Origin of the sequence: Bacillus sp. DU-106 (assembly GCF_004799705.1) — a bacterium.
Classification (GTDB): domain Bacteria; phylum Bacillota; class Bacilli; order Bacillales; family Bacillaceae_G; genus Bacillus_A; species Bacillus_A cereus.
Map to the genome: position 1 here is coordinate 1,637,055 of NZ_CP026607.1, position 16,161 is coordinate 1,653,215.

Here is a 16,161-nt window from a genome sequence, read left to right on the forward strand (position 1 = left end):
CTTCATATTTTCATGAAATAGAATCATAATCATGGCAATAAAAAAATAAAGATAAGAGTAATTTGGTTTGTTAAAAATATGTGCAGAAGGAGTTATGCGATGAACTGGGTTACTCATAAACCATCATTTGAATTTGAAACATTTAGTCCTATTATTCGGTCACAATCTGCGTGGAGTGGACATTTAGATTTTGCATATGACTTAGTACGATTTGAAAAACCGGAAACTTTAGTTGAGTTAGGTACACATCTAGGTGCTTCTTTCTTCAGTTTTTGTCAAGGAGTAAAAGATGGAGGGTTATCGACTAAATGCTTTGCAGTAGATACTTGGGCTGGAGATGGGCATACAGGTCCATATGGAGAAGGGGTTTTTCAAATAGTAGAAAAAGTAGTGAGCGATAACTACCTTAATATAGGAAATTTAATTCGATCTACTTTTGATGATGCTGTAGACCGGTTTCAAGATGAAACGATAAATCTGTTGCATATTGATGGCTATCATACGTATGAAGCTGTTTCTCACGATTATAATACATGGCTACCGAAAGTCGCGAAAAACGGTATTGTATTATTTCATGATATTGAAGTTAGAAGTGGTGATTTCGGCGTGTATAAGTTTTGGGATGAGGTAAAAGCGAAGTGCCCTCATTTTCAATTTGCGCATTCATATGGACTGGGAGTGTTATTTCCGAAGGGTTGTAGTGATAAGTTTGAGGAAATACTTAAAAATAAAGAAGAAATACAAAATATGTATAAATAAAGATAGGGCATACATCATTTTAAGGATGTGTGCCCTATTTTTTGCGTAGAAAATAATGGTGTGAATTAAAAAGTTAAGATAGTTGTAAAAAGTTTTGTTGCAGCAAATATTAAAAAAGTTAGTATGGGATTGTTCCTTGTAAATAAAGTGAAGCTTTAATATGTTCATATCGATTCGGAATTTTACAGTAGTTAATTTCTTACCTAAGTGCTTTGCACTTACTGAATTTTAAGGCGGAGGTCTTATTGGCCGAAAATATCGGGATAAATAAAAATACAACATTTTTTATATTTTTCATTGCGAAAAACGTAATCTACTTTTACAATAGAAAGGGTTGTGAATATATTATACTGGAAAAATAAATCGAAATAATATGAAAATTTTGTTTTGTCTTCGCTAATTGTATATTACATACATGTAAGACGACATACGTCATGTTATCGACTTGTAAGGAGAGAAAAAAATGAAAAGTGTAAGATTACCATCGATGCTAGAAATCATAGTTCTTTTATTACTATTTCTTGCTGTTGTCTTTTCCTTCCAAACGATTTTTGATCTCCCAATTCAATTAGCGCTATTTATTTCATGGTTTTTAGTAATTGCGCTTGGATTAAGATTAGGATTTCGTTATCAAGAATTGCAAGATGCAATTACGAAAGGGATTTCTAACGGATTAGAAGCAATACTGATTTTAGTTGCAGTAGGTGCTTTAATTGGAACGTGGATTGCTGGTGGGGTAGTACCAACATTAATCTATTATGGATTAGAATTTATTCACCCTAGCATATTCCTATTAGCAACATTAATTATTTGTTCTATAACTTCTATCGCAACAGGAACGTCTTGGGGAACAGTGGGAACAGCAGGTATTGCTATGATGGCGATTGGTGAAGGACTTGGTTTACCACTTCCGCTTGTTGCTGGTGCAGTTCTTTCAGGAGCTTATTTCGGCGATAAATTATCACCACTTTCTGATAGCACAGTTCTTGCAGCTTCTATGGCGAAAGTAGATGTTATTGCTCACGTTCGAGCTATGCTCGTATTAGATGTTCCGGCTTATATTATTACTAGTATTATGTTTACTGTAGCTGGTTGGATGTATGGCGGCGATAATGTAGATTTGAATCGAGTAGAATTTTTAAAAGAAGCTTTATTAAAGCAATTTGATATTAAAATATGGATGCTTGTTCCGGCGGTCATTGTTATCGTTCTATTAGCGATGAAGAAACCGTCTATGCCAACAATTGCAATGGGAGCTTTAATTGGTGCAATTTGGGCAACTCTTTTCCAAGGGATGAACTTTGGAGAGGCGATTGGAACAGCTTATAACGGATTCTCAATTCAATCTGGTGTTGAGTTTGTTGACAAGTTATTAAACCGTGGTGGAATTAACGGCATGCTTGGCTCAGTAGCCGTTATTATTTTCGGTTTAGGATTTGGTGGATTACTTGAAAAACTAGGTGTTTTAAAAGTAATCGTATCAAAATTTGAGAAGAAATTAAATTCTGCAGGTAATGTAACATTGTCTACATTAATCGTGGCATTCTTAGCTAATATATTTGGTTGTGCGATGTATGTATCACTAATTTTAACACCAAAAATTATGGAAGATAGCTATGATAAATTAAAAATAGACCGTCGTGTATTAGCGCGTAACTCAGAAGTAGGTGGAACGTTAACTTCAGGTATGGTTCCATGGTCTGATAATGGTATTTTTATGGCTGGTATTTTAGGTGTAGCAACGTTCTCATACGTTCCGTTTATGTGGTTAAGCTTCGTATCGTTAATTTTAGCAGTTATTTACGGATATACAGGCAAATTCATCTGGTATGTAGATGATGCAGATAAAGGAAAGCAAGCATCATAAAATAAAAATCACCTTCTACAATATGTAGAAGGTGATTTTTTTATTTTTTAATAGCATTTGCTGAAGTTATTTCATTCTCATATTTAGCAATTTTTTGTTGTATCTTTTTTAAGTTTTTTTCAGTGTCTTGCATGAGCTGTAAGACATTGGTCTCCTGTTGTTTCATTAATGCTAACCTTTGAAGGATGGTAGATTCTCCTTCCATAGACCAGTCGATAAATTGTTTTATTTTTTGAATTGGCATACTGGTGTTTTTTAAACACAAAATCATTTCTAAATATTTCAGTGCTTCTTCATCAAAAACTCGATCTCCTTTTTCGTTTCTTTGCAGAAAAGGAAACAGTCCTTGTTTATCGTAATAACGTATTTGAGAAATAGTTAAATGTTGCATTTTGGCGACTTGCCCAATTGTATAATACATATCATTCATCCTTTTATTACCAAGGTATAATGCCATCTTTGTTAAGTATTTTACCATTATAGTTTGTTTCACTTAATGCATATTTAATAATAATTTTAGCACTTTCAGTGGTTGTATGGCCACCAGGGGAATTTCCATTAAGATCCGTAGTTGTAAAACCAGGAGTTACCCCAAATACTTCTGGACCGTTAGTGGCAAATTCTTTACTAAAAGCTAATGTTAAAGCATTAATAGCTGTTTTGGAAGAATTATATCCTAGTGTATTAATTGGATGTGTTTCACCATTAGCAAACATTGTTAGTGAGGCCATGTCAGTTGTTACATTTATTATTTTACTGTTGCTTGAATTCTTTAATAATGGTAAAAAGGCTTGCATCATTTGGAAAGTTCCAAAAAAATTAACTTCAAATCCTTGGCGTAAAGTTTCAATATTTAATTCACTAGGTAGTGTATTGAAGTCTAGCGCTATGCCTGCGTTATTAATTAATAAATGTAAGTGGTCAGTCATTTCGTAAATTTTCTTTATTGCTTCTTGAATGGATTGTGAATTTGAAATATCTACTTGAATATAGGAAACGTTTGAAACATTTAAAGATTCTACGGCTTGTTGTCCAAGTTGTTCATTACGAGCACCTAAAAATACGTGATAATCTTTTTCTGCTAATTGACGAACAAGTTCATATCCAATTCCTTTATTTGCACCTGTTATAAAAGCATATTTTTTCATATTGAATTCCTCCAGTAGTGTTATAGTAGGTTACAATGGAAAGGATACAGCCTAAACTTAAGTTTAGGTCAAGAGGAATTTTTTAAAATAAATATAGAATATCTATATATAAGAGTGAGAATTCTTATCATTTAAGAGAAAGTCTGTTATTATAAGAGATGTAGGTATTATATTTTCAAGGGGATGAAAACATGGAGTACAGAATTGAAAGAGATACATTAGGAGAAATAAAAGTTCCAGCTGATAAATTATGGGCAGCACAAACACAACGTAGTAAAGAAAACTTTCCAATTGGAACAGAGCAAATGCCACTTGAAATTGTAAAAGCATTTGCAATTTTAAAGAAGAGTGCAGCGCTTAGCAATCAAAAATTAGGAAAGCTATCAGAAGAAAAAGCAGAAGCAATTGTAGAAGCTGCGGATGAAGTGATTGCAGGGAAATGGAATGAACATTTTCCGCTTGTCGTATGGCAAACAGGTAGTGGTACACAGTCAAACATGAATGTGAATGAAGTAATTGCAAATCGTGGGAATCAAATTTTGAAAGAGAAGGGATCTGACGTACATATTCATCCGAATGATGATGTGAACATGTCACAAAGTTCAAATGATACATTTCCAACGGCGCTTCATGTAGCTTGTGTAATCGCAGTAGAAAATCACGTATTACCAGCAATTACGAAATTAAAAGAAACTTTAGTAGAAAAAGTAACTGCATTTGAACATATCATAAAAATTGGTCGTACACATTTACAAGATGCAACGCCGTTAACTTTAGGGCAAGAAATTAGCGGATGGCACCGTATGCTTGAAAAAACAGAGCGTATGATTGCAGAGAGCAATACATATATGAAAGAGTTAGCAATTGGTGGAACTGCGGTTGGAACAGGTATCAATGCTCATCCTAAATTTGGTGAGATGGTATCAGAGGAAATTAGTCAATTTACAGGTAAACAATTTGTTTCTGCACCAAATAAGTTCCATGCATTAACGAGCCATGATGAAGTTGTATATACTCACGGTGCATTAAAAGCATTAGCTGCGGATTTAATGAAAATCGCTAACGATGTACGTTGGCTTGCAAGTGGTCCACGTAGTGGTCTTGGAGAAATTATTATTCCAGCAAATGAACCGGGAAGCTCTATTATGCCAGGGAAAGTAAATCCAACGCAAAGTGAAGCATTAACGATGGTTGTAGCGCAAGTGATGGGGAATGATGCAACAATCGGATTTGCTGCGAGCCAAGGTAACTTTGAGTTAAATGTATTTAAACCTGTTATTGCTTATAACTTCTTACAATCAGCTCACTTATTAGCGGATGCAATTGTTTCGTTTAATGACAATTGTGCAGTTGGTATTGAAGCAGATGAAGAAGTAATTAATGAAAATGTGAATCGTTCACTAATGCTTGTAACAGCGCTAAACCCACATATCGGATATGAAAATGCAGCGAAAATTGCGAAGCATGCTCATAAAGAAGGGTTAACTTTAAAAGAAGCAGCATTGCAATCTGGGCTACTAACAGAAGAGCAATTTGATGAAATTGTAGATCCAAAGAAAATGATTGCTCCAAAAGAGTAATAGAGAAAGCCAAGGTTCTTAGTATAGAATCTTGGCTTTTTTGATGTTCATTTTTATGTTTCATCTACTTGCAATACTACAAGCTTCAAAATATATTATTTGTTAGCAGGCGTATTCATTACTTTCATCTGTGGGCAGTTCTCTTTTAAGAGTGAAATGAATTTTTCTTCTTCTAGTGGTACGAAAGTGGTCACTGAGTCAAATAAATTGTAATGGATTTCTAATTGTTGTCTAGTCCATTTTTTTGAATGAAGTTTTTTACCAGAGTATTTAACGTGACGAATATCTTCAAATGGAATTTCAGTATGAAAAATGAAACCGTGTTTTACAACAAGAGATGATTCCGTTATGTTGTAGTGAGAGAAATAGAATGAAGAAAGATTCACGATATTTAATAGCATCATGAGAGTGAAAAAAATAGAATTTTCATTTTGGAAGAATAACGAAACGAAAAAAATAATTATAAATAATGTAATGAAAATGACGTGGAATGGATTTTTTTTCGCTTTAAATTTCAAGTTAGTCACCTCGGTATACTTGTTCTTTAACTAAATTAAATCATAACATTGTGATAAAACGTGTGAATATGCAGAATTGCATATTCGCGCGTTTTATTATTCATGTAAAATTTCTTGATGGGATAAATTCAAAAGAAGTTTTGTAATAGTGGAGTGGCATAAAGTGACTTACAAGAATAGAAAGATAGCGTTAGTCATAATTAGTTGTATGATCATTATGAGTAGTTGTGCTAATAAATTTGTTGAAGATAGAAATCGAAAGCATACATTTGTACAAGCAAGTAAGGTTTTAGTAGAGACTGTAAATAGAATATATAAAAAGTAAAGGATGTTTTCTTATACGAAAACATCTTTTTTGTAGTTAAAATTGAATACTGAAGTTTTGGAATGAGTGAATACCAGTTCCATATTCACTAATCGCATATGTATTCTGTGCAATTTGTTTAACGGTAAACTAAGGGTCTTAAAGAATATTTATGTTCTATTTCACATCCTATAAAATGAATTTGTATAAACATATTCGCTTTTCGTTGTATTAAACCCTTTTGTTAGATGTTTTTATAAAAGTTTATAAAATGGGCAAACGAAACGTTGAAATGTTTGTTTGTGTTGTGATAAGATGATGAAGTGATAATAAACGATATATTGATTTGTTTGGTTTTAAATAAACATTTTGAAGGAGTGTTTAGTATGAGTGATATTTCAGAGAAGTTTTGGGATGCGTCAATAGAGGAATTAAAGAAAGGGTATGTGTTTGATGAAGAAAAAGAGGAGTACATTTGCTTAGCTTGTGGTGAAACATTTATTAAAGGTGTTATTTATCAAGATAACCAAATTTTGTATGAAGCAGAGAAGTTCGTCCAATTGCATATTCAAAATGAGCATACGTCTATGTTTGATTATTTGTTAAATATGGATAAGAAATTTACTGGTTTAACGGATTTACAAAAGAAAATGGTTCAGTTTTTCCATATGGGACTGAATGATAAAGAAATTGTAAAAGAGATGGATGGCGGAAGTACATCAACAATTCGTAATCATCGATTTACACTGCGAGAGAAAATGAAGCAAGCAAAAGTATTTTTAGCGCTAATGGAATTATCAGAAGAAAAATCAAAAGTACAAACGAAATTTGTGCCAATTCATAGAACAGCAACGATGGTGGATGATCGATACAATATTACGGAAGAAGAAAATGATGAAGTATTAAAAGCTCATTTTACAGAAGGATTAGATGGACCTCTCTCTAAATTTCCGAAGAAACAAAAGCGTAAATTAATTATATTGCGCCATTTAGTGAAGAAGTTTGATAGTAATAAAAAGTATACTGAAAAAGAAGTAAATACAGTGATAGAAAATGTATACCCTGATTTTGTAACTTTAAGAAGATATTTAATCGAATATGGATTTTTAGATCGAACAGCTGATGGAAGTCAATATTGGGTGAAGTTATAATCATACGAAAAGAAAATGAATAGAAGCACAGTATTATAACAACTATACAAAGAGATAGAGATTGAAAATAGATGTTTAATAAAAGGAGAAATGAAATTTGAAACCACCTGCAGATAACAATAAAGAAGGTGCGGAGTCACATAAGTTGGAAAGTGAGAGTAAACCGATTTGGAAATCGATGTCGATGTTTTTAGTACCGTTATTATTAAGTAATGTACTACAATCAGTTGGACAATTATTTGGTATGGTAGTAGTAGGAAGATGGCTTGGAGTTAATGATTTAGCGGCTATATCAGCATTCTTCCCATTATTTTTCTTGCTCGTTTCATTTGTAATTGGTATCGGTTCAGGAAGCTCTATTTTAATTGGTCAGGCGTTTGGTGCTAAAAACGAAGATCGTTTAAAAGCTATCGTTGGTACGACGTTGACGTTTACCTTTATTATTGGAGTTGTGTTGGCGATAATAGGCAGTATTTTTGCAATGGATATTATGCGTCTAATGGGAACGCCAGAAAATATTATTGAAATAAGTGTACATTATGCACGGATTTTATTTATATCGATGCCAGTATTATTTTTATATTTCGCATATACAACATTTATGAGAGGTACAGGAGATTCTAAAACGCCATTTTACTTTTTAATTGTAAGTACAGCGCTAAATATGATCTTATTACCGATTCTTATTTTTGGATGGTTAGGAGCTCCGAAATTAGATGTGTATGGAGCGGCCTATGCATCTGTTATATCTACAGTTATTACGTTTATTGTCATGCTTGTGTATTTAAAGAAGAAAAATCACCCATTACAACTAGATGGAACGGTTAGAAAATACCTTCGAATGGATGGGGAGTTATTAAAGCTATTACTAAGGCTCGGTATTCCAGCGAGTATTAATATGATATTAGTTTCATTATCTGAAATTGCCGTAATCGCATTTGTAAATCGTTACGGTTCGGATGCAACAGCTGCTTACGGCGTTGTGAATCAAGTTGCAAGTTATGTACAAATGCCAGCAGTTAGCCTTGGTATTACAGTTTCCATTTTTGCGGCACAATCGATTGGTGCGAATCAATTTGATCGATTACAGAAAGTTGTGAAGGCCGGAATTATTATGAACTACGTCATCGGTGGTGTGTTAATATCTCTTATTTACGTATTCTCAAGAGACATTTTATCACTATTTTTAACGAGTCAAACTACAATTGAAATTGCTCATAGCTTAGTTATGATTACATTATGGAGTTATTTAATTTTCGGTCATGCACAAATTATTAGTGCGACAATGCGAGCGAGCGGTACAGTACTTTGGCCAACTGTTATTGGAGTTGTTTCAATTTGGCTTGTAGAAGTACCCGTAGCATATTATCTTTCTTACCATACAAGTCTTGGAATAGAAGGCATTTGGATCGGGTATCCAGCAGCATTTATTGTCAGCTTAATATTACAGTATGCATATTATAAGCTTTCATGGCAAAAGAAACGAATTACACGATTAGTTAGTTAAATAGAAAAATGTCCCTAAGTTATTAGACTTAGGGACATTTTTTCGTAAGTTCAGGTTTATAAATAGCTTTTTAAAGTTATATCAAAATGTTGTCTAATGAGTGTTTTATCACTCATATAAAACTCCCACGCTCTTTCCGGTTCACCGATAATCTCAAAGGATTCCTCTGTAATATATAAAGCGCAATTATCCTCCAGTGCAATTCCTTCTATATTCCCTTGATGATTTTGTAAAAAGGAATGGAAGGCGTTCATTCTGTTTAATTGATTATAATGTGGACAAAATCTTTTATTAACAATACCCCATCCGTTACTCTCTATATAACCAGAACCTTCATAATCTGATCGGATACTAGACGTGAACCAACACATAGCACCAGCGCTATAACCAGCAATAAGTGTTCCTTGCTGCAGAGCCAATAATAATTTTTCATCGAGTCTATGTTCTTTCCATTGCGTAAGCATGTGAATATAGTTCCCGCCACCTAAATAAATTAAATCGGCTGAATGAATCATCTCGTCTATTTCATACTTTGAAGGTGAATCTGTTGTAGTACGTAAAATTTGTACTTCACAATGTAATTGTTTTTCAAAAGTGTCTAAAAATAATTTTATATAGCTTTCATCATCATGACTAGCCGTTGGAATAAACAATATTTTTGGGTACTGTTTATTTGTTAATTCTATAAGGCGTTCATTAATAGGCAAGTGATTTGAATCTTGTAAATCACCGCCACCAATGACAGCTAATTTCATAGTAAAGCACCACCTAATTATTTTTGTTATATAAAAATTCGATAGAAGAGAGTTACATTCCTTCCGTAATGTAATCAATAATTAGAAAATGTAGCTTAAGTATATCGGAATAGTAAAGAAACTACTGACTATATATACCAATGCATTAGAAACCATACATTGATATATAATATTTCATACTAATGTTTCAAAATATGGAAAAAATATGTTTAAATAGATATAATGACGCATTGATTCATATTGAATTTATACTTATATTTTAAAAGGGTATCGGAAATAATAGCGATTTTTTAAAACAGTTTTTACTTTTAATAGGAAGTTGTATGACAATATGTTAAAATTATTTCAATATATTTATTTAATATGAAATACAAAGAAGGAGAGTGAAAAAAGTGGATTTTCGATTTGAATTTACAACGAAGCTGAAAGAATACTTAGACGATGAGAAGGATGAAAAAATAATAAAAGATGGACACAGAGATGTAATTTTTCACTATTTATATGCGTTAGAGACTGAAATTGGCGTTGTTAAAAATCCTAATTTTACTTTTTTTGCATCAGGAAGACGTTCACATATAGTGTTAGAAAACGTTGAATTTAAAACAGAAGTAAATGTAAAAAGTAATATAATTGAAATTACAAAAATAGTGGATAATGTAGCTATTCCGTTAGATACTATCGTAGCGAAAGATCGGGAATTATTTGCACTTGGACGTAATGAGAAGTTTAGTGTACAAATATTAGAGCAGTATCTTTTTGATACATTTGGAGAAAAATTAGGTTTAAAATGAATGGAATAGCCTATGTATTTATGGGTAGTTAATTTTCATATATATCATTTACGTTTGACCTTTCATTTAATTTATACTACAATTCGTAGTGTGAAAGGAGTTGTACAATGTTTACTCAAAACTATAAGTTAAATGAGCACGGGTTAAATCATTTCTTTGGACCGCTTGAAGCGAAAATTATGGAGATTGTTTGGTCTAGCGATGGTATTACTATTAAAGAAGTGCAGCAGAAATTAAGTGAAGAATCACCTGTGAATTTTAACACTGTTATGACAGTTATGAACAGGTTAGTAGAGAAATTACACTTAGAAAAACAGACTGTGAAAAGAAGTGGTATATATCGTGCTGTACAAACAAAAGAAGAATTCTTATCCAATCAAACGAAGAAAATGACACAGGAATTGATGGGGGAATTTGGAGATTTAGTTGTAAATCATATGTTAGATGAGTTAGAGCAGGCTGATCCGACTTTAATAAAAAAGTTAGAAGACAAATTGAGTCAGTTAAAAAGAGAGGATTAATGAAATGAAATGGCAAATGCGTAAAATCGTATTGTTAGCAGTAATTGTTAGTATCCTCTTTTTCAGTATGTTAGTGTATTACGTTACATATCCATTTCTGTTTCAAAATAAGATGTTCCTTCTTTCAAATTTTTGCTTGTTCCAGTTAGAAAAACATATGAAAGAATTATCGCTGATTCGTATTATAATCGCTGGATTATTACTACTTACTGTATTAATCGTGTGCAAAAGAATTTGGCGACAATTTTTCTATAGTAAAAAATTACAAAAAGTACTTATCCCTTTCGTCCGAAAAAGAAAACAAATATATATATTGCCGACTACGGAAGTTGCGGCATTTACAATTGGGCTATTTCGTCCGAAAGTTGTCATGTCGGAAGGGTTGCTTCAAACATTTTCAGATGAAGAAATTGATGCGATTATTTTCCATGAAGAATATCATCAAAAGAATTGGGATCCGCTAAAATTATTTTGTTTTACGCTATTAGCAGAAGGAATGATGTACATACCGATATTAAAAGGGTTGTTACAGCGATATCATACGTATCAGGAGCTAGCTGCTGATAAATATGCGATGCAAAAAATGGAATCTTCATTTGAGTTAGGTAGCGCGTTATTAAAATTAATTAAAATAAAGAAAATGGAAAATCGATGTGTTACAGCTTCATTTGCAAAAACAGCAATAAATTTACGAATCGAGCAAGTGTTAAATGAAAAGGTTGTTAAGCTTACTATTCCGTTACATACGAATTCGGTATATGTAACAGTAGGTTTATTCTGTATGTCGGTTGTACTTATTGTCGGAGAGTGCATATAGCCTCTTTTTTTAAGAATAAACACTACTCGTTGTAGTGTTTTAGGGGGAATAAAATGAATGCAGCAGATTTAACAATTTGGCTTGTGGCTGGGGCGGGAGTATTGTCATTTATATCACCGTGCTCTTTACCGCTATATCCATCTTATTTATCTTATATTACAGGTGTGTCTATCCAAGATTTAAAAGAAAATCGTGGGATTATGCAAAAATCAGCGATTATACATACAGTATTTTTTATGATCGGATTTTCGGTTATATTTTACGCGTTAGGTTTATCGGTAAGCTGGATTGGAATAACATTTTCATCTAACCAAAAATTGATTCAACAAATTGGTGGGATTTTTATTGTTTTAATGGGGCTATTTATGACGGGCTTATTTCAGCCTAAGTGGCTTATGGCAGAGAAAAAGGTGCAATATAGAAGTAAATCGACTGGATATATTCGCTCGATTTTAGTCGGTATGACATATGCAGCGGGTTGGACGCCATGTGTTGGACCGATATTTTCAGCTGTACTCATGCTTGGCGCGACGAATCCTGAAGGGGCGCTTCTTTATATTACAGCGTATACTCTTGGGTTTGCGGTTCCATTTTTCGTGATGGCATTCTTTATTGGGAAGGTAAAATGGATTGTTACATATGCCAATGTCATGATGAAAATTGGCGGTGGAATGATGATTGTAACAGGTATTTTATTGTATACAAATCAAATGACGAAAATTACAGCATTCTTTATTCGTCTATTCGGTGGATTTACAGGTTTTTAAAAATGAGGAGGAAGAAAAGTGAAGAAACTAATTGCTATTATACTAGTAGGTGCTCTCGCTTGGGCAGGGGTTAACTTTTATAATTCAAAGAAAGAAGAAAAGGAAAGAAAAGCAAAGCAAGCAGAGTTACAAGAGAAAGAAGTATTACCACAAGTAGGTTTTAAAGCACCTGGCATCACATTAAAAGGATTAGACGGAAAGTTGCAGTCGTTAAATGATGCCAAGGGAAAACCATATATTATTAATTTTTGGGCATCATGGTGTGGGCCGTGTGAAATGGAGGCACCTGACTTAGTTCATATGTATGATAAATATAAAAAGGATGTTGAAATTTTTGCGGTGAATGCAACTGTTAGTGACCCAGTACAAGAAGCAAGCGCATTTGCTAATCGCTATGGATTTGAGTTTCCGGTTCTACTAGATATGGACGGAGTAGCTGGACTAGATTATAAAGTATTCTCTTTACCGACGACATTTTTTGTTAATAAAGATGGAATTATAGTAGATCATGTACGAGGTGTATTACCACCAGATCAATTAGAAAAGAAATTTAAGAAATTGATTGAGAATTAAAAGGAGATTTGGTGACGATGGAGTGGATTGTGAGGTTACAACCCATATCTCTTATAATTGGAAGTCTATTTGGTTTTATGTTGATGAAACGAAAGATGAAGTATCAAAATGTATCATATAAAAAAATGATGGATGCCGTAACAAATGCTTTTCTTATCATCGTATTTGTATGGAAGTTTGCACCAGCAATTTTAAATCCTGTATGGGCTTTTGGGGCGCCGATGCAAGCAATATTAGCTATTGGAAGTATGCAACATATTGTAGTAGGATGCGTAATTGCGAGTGTATACATTGTTTGGAAAAGTAAAAAGGAGCAATTTTCGCTTCGTATTTTACTTGATGCATTGCCTTTTGGTCTGTGTGTGAGTATTATCTTTTATTTTCTATTCCATCATGAAGTAGGTGCACAAACGACACTACCATGGGGAATGAAAATATATGAATCTAAACTTTTATATCACCCTATTTTCGTATATGAGATCAGCCTTGCTCTTTGTATAATGGGCTTGTTATGGATGAAAAATGAAAGGCTCGGAAATGGAAAGAATATAAGTATTTTTCTAATTATTGAGGGGTTTGCTCATATTATTATTTCGCTTGTTAGTGAACAAAATTCGGTTCTGTTTGGTCTATCAGCAGAGCAAATAATGAGCTTTTGTATTATTAGTTTAGGGATTTTGTTGGTGCCGAAAAAATAAAAGATAGCCATGTACAGAGAGTATCTGTATGGCTATCTTTTATAAGCATATTTCTTCATCATATGCTAAATCATTATATTGTAGAAACCTAAAAACCCCTTTATTAGGGGTTTTTAGGTTTCTATAGGTCTGCATGTGTTTCTTGTTTATCTGTATCCCATTTTGGAAGTTGTTTTGCTTGTTGACTTTCAGTAAAATTATTAAATCCAAAAGCAAGTATGCATGTAAAGGTTAAAATAGCTAAACTAATCTTTTTCATTATCTTAGTGCCTCCTTAGTTAATAATTTTTGTTTTGCTTCGTAAGTTTTGAAAAAATATTTTTGAGATTTCTCTATTTTATTCACTTTATGAAATTCTACTGCTAATAATTCGTAATATTCTTGTACATAATCGTATAATTCTTTACTGTTAAAATATGTAGTGCCTGCAATGATTGCGTTTTCTAAGTCGTCTAGAATACCAGTGTGTTGTGTTTTTAAGATAGTGAAATGGTGTTTATATTCTTGATTATTTAATTCATTACAAATTTCTAAGCCCTTTTGAACCCAATCGTTTGCAAGTTCTTTTTCATTTAAACTAAAATGTTCTTTGGCTTGTAGAAAATTGGCTTTTAGGTGTTTAGGTAATTTGTTTGTAACTATTGTAAGATGTCTAATAGCAAGGGTTGATAGATTTTGAGAAGAGTAGAGCCAACCTAAGTTATTTCGAACTTTTAAGATTAGTGTATCGTCTTTCAGCTTTTGTAAAATATTGATTGCTGAATTATAGTTCTCTTCGGCTTGTTCGAATTGTTTTAAATAAACAGAACATGAGCCTAAAATGTTTTCGCATAGAGCTATTTTAATTTCATAACGTGGATATTTTGAGAAAATCTCTTTAGCTTGATTTGCATAATTGATTGCTGTAAGTGGTTTGTTTGTATGGTGATTAAATATAGCAAATTTATATTTATATTCAGCTTCTTCTAGTTCGCCTGGTACATGTTTTAAAAGGGATTCAGCTTTTTCGTATTCTTTTTTTGCTTCATCATAATTTCCAATAATGGTAGCATGTTCAGCTTTAAAAAAGTGATAATAATAAGTAATAAAGTCTTCAGTTATGGGATTGTCTAAACGAACAATTTGACTAAAAGTATCATACTTAATGTTTGTCCAATCGGTTAGGACCTTATATTTAAAGTTTAGTAGGGAGTAGTAAAGCGATAGAGTTTGATCAGCTTCAATTTTATTAATCTGTTTCTCTATTTTTTCTTTTAATTGTTTCGCTTCAATTAATTGCTCCGCTACCATTACTTGATATAAAATGTTTAATTCGTTGACAATCTGTTCATGCCCTTTTAATAACACACTCATTATATATTCCCCCATTCGATAAAAGTATCCTAATTTAATTATTTCTATAATAGCAAAATAGAAGAAGTATAAGAGTGATTTTACCATATTTTTCAACAAAATTCTGAAAAATTAATTAATTTTTACATATTTCTTATTTTTATGTGAATATTACAAGTGCCTCTGGTAGTGGTGGGATGAATCTGACTCATGATACGTTAGCATCAATGGGAGGGATAGTTTTACTTGTAAATATGTTTTTAGGAGGATTGTTCGGATTGGGTTCAACTGTTAAGTTTTTAACAAAAATTTCACTTTCTTATTTAATAAAAACAGGATAATCCTCACTTTATAAGAATCATCCTGTTTTTATTGATATATTAAAAAATCGGCGGAGTAACAGAAAATAAGACTATCGAGTTTTTTTCAAAATGATTCACCCATTTATGCTTTAAATAAGCAGGTATTTTTACACTGTCGCCAGTTTCTAATACGTATTCTTCCTCATTTAAATATAATGTGATTTTCCCATCTAAGACAAATGCTAATTCTTCTCCTTTATGTTCTAGCACATTTTCTGATGAAGCTGTATTAGGCGGGACGGTCATAATTGCTGTTGCTAAATTTCCAGTGAAATCAGGTGAAAGCATTTCATATGATAAATTATCAATAATCATTTTCTTTCGTTTATGGGAACGTACAATTAAATCGTCTGTATTTGTATCTTCAAGTAAAAAGCTAAATGTTGGCACATCAAGAGCTTTAGCAAGCACTTTTAATGTTTGGATAGAAGGGTTAGCGGACCCGCGCTCAATTTGACTTAACATTGATGGTGTAATATCGGCCATCTTTGCTAGTTCTTTACTAGTTAAACCTTTTTCTTTTCTTTGTTTTTCAATTTTTTTACCAATATCTATATTTTCCATAATGAAAATCTCCTTAATAATTATTAAATTATATTTAAATAAATTAAATTAAAATTAACTTAATGGGATTATTTGTGTTAAACTATATTAAAATTAATTTAATTATAATTTATTGTATGGTGAGCTACAAGGATATAAGGAGGAAAC

At 32.5% G+C, this 16,161-nt stretch carries 19 protein-coding genes; 12 read left to right on the top strand and 7 right to left on the bottom strand.

Annotated features, from left to right (window positions below; translation table 11 throughout):
• The first annotated feature begins 99 nt into the window (after positions 1–99).
• Positions 100–759 (top strand): class I SAM-dependent methyltransferase, encoded by a 660-nt coding sequence (locus tag C3Y97_RS08535; protein ID WP_001104669.1) that lies wholly within the window; start codon positions 100–102, stop codon positions 757–759.
• A gap of 463 nt (positions 760–1,222) precedes the next feature.
• Positions 1,223–2,626 (top strand): Na+/H+ antiporter NhaC, encoded by a 1,404-nt coding sequence (nhaC, locus tag C3Y97_RS08540; RefSeq protein WP_000843992.1) that lies wholly within the window; start codon positions 1,223–1,225, stop codon positions 2,624–2,626.
• A gap of 40 nt (positions 2,627–2,666) precedes the next feature.
• Here nhaC and C3Y97_RS08545 read toward each other — a convergent pair whose 3' ends face one another.
• Both C3Y97_RS08545 and C3Y97_RS08550 read right to left on the bottom strand, forming a co-directional pair.
• Positions 2,667–3,047: a MerR family transcriptional regulator gene (locus C3Y97_RS08545; RefSeq protein ID WP_000291863.1), complete on the bottom strand. Its 381-nt coding sequence runs from the start codon at positions 3,045–3,047 to the stop codon at positions 2,667–2,669.
• Positions 3,048–3,063: 16 nt separating this feature from the next.
• Positions 3,064–3,774: an SDR family NAD(P)-dependent oxidoreductase gene (locus C3Y97_RS08550; RefSeq protein ID WP_000759544.1), complete on the bottom strand. Its 711-nt coding sequence runs from the start codon at positions 3,772–3,774 to the stop codon at positions 3,064–3,066.
• A gap of 191 nt (positions 3,775–3,965) precedes the next feature.
• Between C3Y97_RS08550 and fumC the strand changes: the two genes are divergently transcribed.
• A complete protein-coding gene (gene fumC, locus C3Y97_RS08555) occupies positions 3,966–5,354 on the top strand; it encodes a class II fumarate hydratase (protein WP_000456610.1) in 1,389 nt (462 codons plus the stop codon).
• 95 nt (positions 5,355–5,449) lie between these two features.
• Here fumC and C3Y97_RS08560 read toward each other — a convergent pair whose 3' ends face one another.
• Positions 5,450–5,872 (bottom strand): PH domain-containing protein, encoded by a 423-nt coding sequence (locus C3Y97_RS08560; protein WP_000669069.1) that lies wholly within the window; start codon positions 5,870–5,872, stop codon positions 5,450–5,452.
• Positions 5,873–6,562: 690 nt separating this feature from the next.
• Between C3Y97_RS08560 and C3Y97_RS08565 the strand changes: the two genes are divergently transcribed.
• Both C3Y97_RS08565 and C3Y97_RS08570 read left to right on the top strand, forming a co-directional pair.
• Entirely contained in the window at positions 6,563–7,327 is a 765-nt protein-coding gene (locus tag C3Y97_RS08565; protein WP_001280271.1) for a DUF2087 domain-containing protein, read from the top strand.
• 97 nt (positions 7,328–7,424) lie between these two features.
• Entirely contained in the window at positions 7,425–8,834 is a 1,410-nt protein-coding gene (locus C3Y97_RS08570; protein WP_000804124.1) for an MATE family efflux transporter, read from the top strand.
• Positions 8,835–8,890: 56 nt separating this feature from the next.
• Here the strand turns inward: C3Y97_RS08570 and C3Y97_RS08575 are convergent, their stop codons facing one another.
• Entirely contained in the window at positions 8,891–9,589 is a 699-nt protein-coding gene (locus tag C3Y97_RS08575) for a peptidase E (RefSeq protein WP_000762118.1), read from the bottom strand.
• 392 nt (positions 9,590–9,981) lie between these two features.
• Here C3Y97_RS08575 and C3Y97_RS08580 point away from each other — a divergent pair, with 392 nt between their 5' ends.
• The 6 genes from C3Y97_RS08580 to C3Y97_RS08605 all read left to right on the top strand — a co-directional run bounded on the left by C3Y97_RS08580 (position 9,982) and on the right by C3Y97_RS08605 (position 13,756).
• Complete coding sequence (locus C3Y97_RS08580; protein ID WP_000347525.1) at positions 9,982–10,380, top strand: DUF3942 family protein; 399 nt, start codon at positions 9,982–9,984, stop codon at positions 10,378–10,380.
• 107 nt (positions 10,381–10,487) lie between these two features.
• Positions 10,488–10,901 (top strand): BlaI/MecI/CopY family transcriptional regulator, encoded by a 414-nt coding sequence (locus tag C3Y97_RS08585; RefSeq protein ID WP_000495053.1) that lies wholly within the window; start codon positions 10,488–10,490, stop codon positions 10,899–10,901.
• Positions 10,902–10,905: 4 nt separating this feature from the next.
• Entirely contained in the window at positions 10,906–11,718 is an 813-nt protein-coding gene (locus C3Y97_RS08590; RefSeq protein ID WP_044307074.1) for a M56 family metallopeptidase, read from the top strand.
• 53 nt (positions 11,719–11,771) lie between these two features.
• Positions 11,772–12,485 carry a cytochrome c-type biogenesis protein CcdA gene (gene ccdA / locus C3Y97_RS08595; protein WP_000990443.1) on the top strand — a complete coding sequence of 238 codons (714 nt, stop codon included), beginning with the start codon at positions 11,772–11,774 and terminating at the stop codon, positions 12,483–12,485.
• Positions 12,486–12,503: 18 nt separating this feature from the next.
• Positions 12,504–13,058, top strand: a complete 555-nt coding sequence (locus C3Y97_RS08600; protein ID WP_000733173.1) for a TlpA family protein disulfide reductase — start codon at positions 12,504–12,506, stop codon at positions 13,056–13,058.
• Positions 13,059–13,075: 17 nt separating this feature from the next.
• The gene (locus C3Y97_RS08605) at positions 13,076–13,756 is read left to right on the top strand and encodes a prolipoprotein diacylglyceryl transferase family protein (protein ID WP_136363268.1); all 681 of its coding nucleotides are present in this window, start codon (positions 13,076–13,078) and stop codon (positions 13,754–13,756) included.
• Between the two features lie 121 nt (positions 13,757–13,877).
• Here C3Y97_RS08605 and C3Y97_RS27810 read toward each other — a convergent pair whose 3' ends face one another.
• On the bottom strand, positions 13,878–14,015 hold the full coding sequence (locus C3Y97_RS27810) for a hypothetical protein (RefSeq protein WP_000724012.1): 138 nt from the start codon (positions 14,013–14,015) through the stop codon (positions 13,878–13,880).
• Positions 14,015–15,109, bottom strand: a complete 1,095-nt coding sequence (locus C3Y97_RS08610) for a response regulator aspartate phosphatase (protein WP_000114849.1) — start codon at positions 15,107–15,109, stop codon at positions 14,015–14,017. Before C3Y97_RS08610 ends, C3Y97_RS27810 begins: the two co-directional genes overlap by 1 nt.
• A gap of 143 nt (positions 15,110–15,252) precedes the next feature.
• Here C3Y97_RS08610 and C3Y97_RS08615 point away from each other — a divergent pair, with 143 nt between their 5' ends.
• Positions 15,253–15,429: a hypothetical protein gene (locus C3Y97_RS08615; RefSeq protein ID WP_002040916.1), complete on the top strand. Its 177-nt coding sequence runs from the start codon at positions 15,253–15,255 to the stop codon at positions 15,427–15,429.
• Positions 15,430–15,468: 39 nt separating this feature from the next.
• Here C3Y97_RS08615 and C3Y97_RS08620 read toward each other — a convergent pair whose 3' ends face one another.
• On the bottom strand, positions 15,469–16,014 hold the full coding sequence (locus C3Y97_RS08620; RefSeq protein ID WP_136363270.1) for a helix-turn-helix domain-containing protein: 546 nt from the start codon (positions 16,012–16,014) through the stop codon (positions 15,469–15,471).
• Positions 16,015–16,161 lie beyond the last annotated feature (147 nt).

What these genes read in the sequence shown, in the direction of transcription:
- C3Y97_RS08535 (WP_001104669.1), top strand. Translation starts at nt 100, where the DNA reads ATGAACTGGGTTACTCATAAACCATCATTTGAATTTGAAACATTTAGT.
- nhaC (WP_000843992.1), top strand. Translation starts at nt 1,223, where the DNA reads ATGAAAAGTGTAAGATTACCATCGATGCTAGAAATCATAGTTCTTTTA.
- C3Y97_RS08545 (WP_000291863.1), bottom strand. Translation starts at nt 3,047, where the DNA reads ATGTATTATACAATTGGGCAAGTCGCCAAAATGCAACATTTAACTATT.
- C3Y97_RS08550 (WP_000759544.1), bottom strand. Translation starts at nt 3,774, where the DNA reads ATGAAAAAATATGCTTTTATAACAGGTGCAAATAAAGGAATTGGATAT.
- fumC (WP_000456610.1), top strand. Translation starts at nt 3,966, where the DNA reads ATGGAGTACAGAATTGAAAGAGATACATTAGGAGAAATAAAAGTTCCA.
- C3Y97_RS08565 (WP_001280271.1), top strand. Translation starts at nt 6,563, where the DNA reads ATGAGTGATATTTCAGAGAAGTTTTGGGATGCGTCAATAGAGGAATTA.
- C3Y97_RS08575 (WP_000762118.1), bottom strand. Translation starts at nt 9,589, where the DNA reads ATGAAATTAGCTGTCATTGGTGGCGGTGATTTACAAGATTCAAATCAC.
- C3Y97_RS08585 (WP_000495053.1), top strand. Translation starts at nt 10,488, where the DNA reads ATGTTTACTCAAAACTATAAGTTAAATGAGCACGGGTTAAATCATTTC.
- C3Y97_RS08590 (WP_044307074.1), top strand. Translation starts at nt 10,906, where the DNA reads ATGAAATGGCAAATGCGTAAAATCGTATTGTTAGCAGTAATTGTTAGT.
- ccdA (WP_000990443.1), top strand. Translation starts at nt 11,772, where the DNA reads ATGAATGCAGCAGATTTAACAATTTGGCTTGTGGCTGGGGCGGGAGTA.
- C3Y97_RS08605 (WP_136363268.1), top strand. Translation starts at nt 13,076, where the DNA reads ATGGAGTGGATTGTGAGGTTACAACCCATATCTCTTATAATTGGAAGT.
- C3Y97_RS27810 (WP_000724012.1), bottom strand. Translation starts at nt 14,015, where the DNA reads ATGAAAAAGATTAGTTTAGCTATTTTAACCTTTACATGCATACTTGCT.
- C3Y97_RS08610 (WP_000114849.1), bottom strand. Translation starts at nt 15,109, where the DNA reads ATGAGTGTGTTATTAAAAGGGCATGAACAGATTGTCAACGAATTAAAC.
- C3Y97_RS08620 (WP_136363270.1), bottom strand. Translation starts at nt 16,014, where the DNA reads ATGGAAAATATAGATATTGGTAAAAAAATTGAAAAACAAAGAAAAGAA.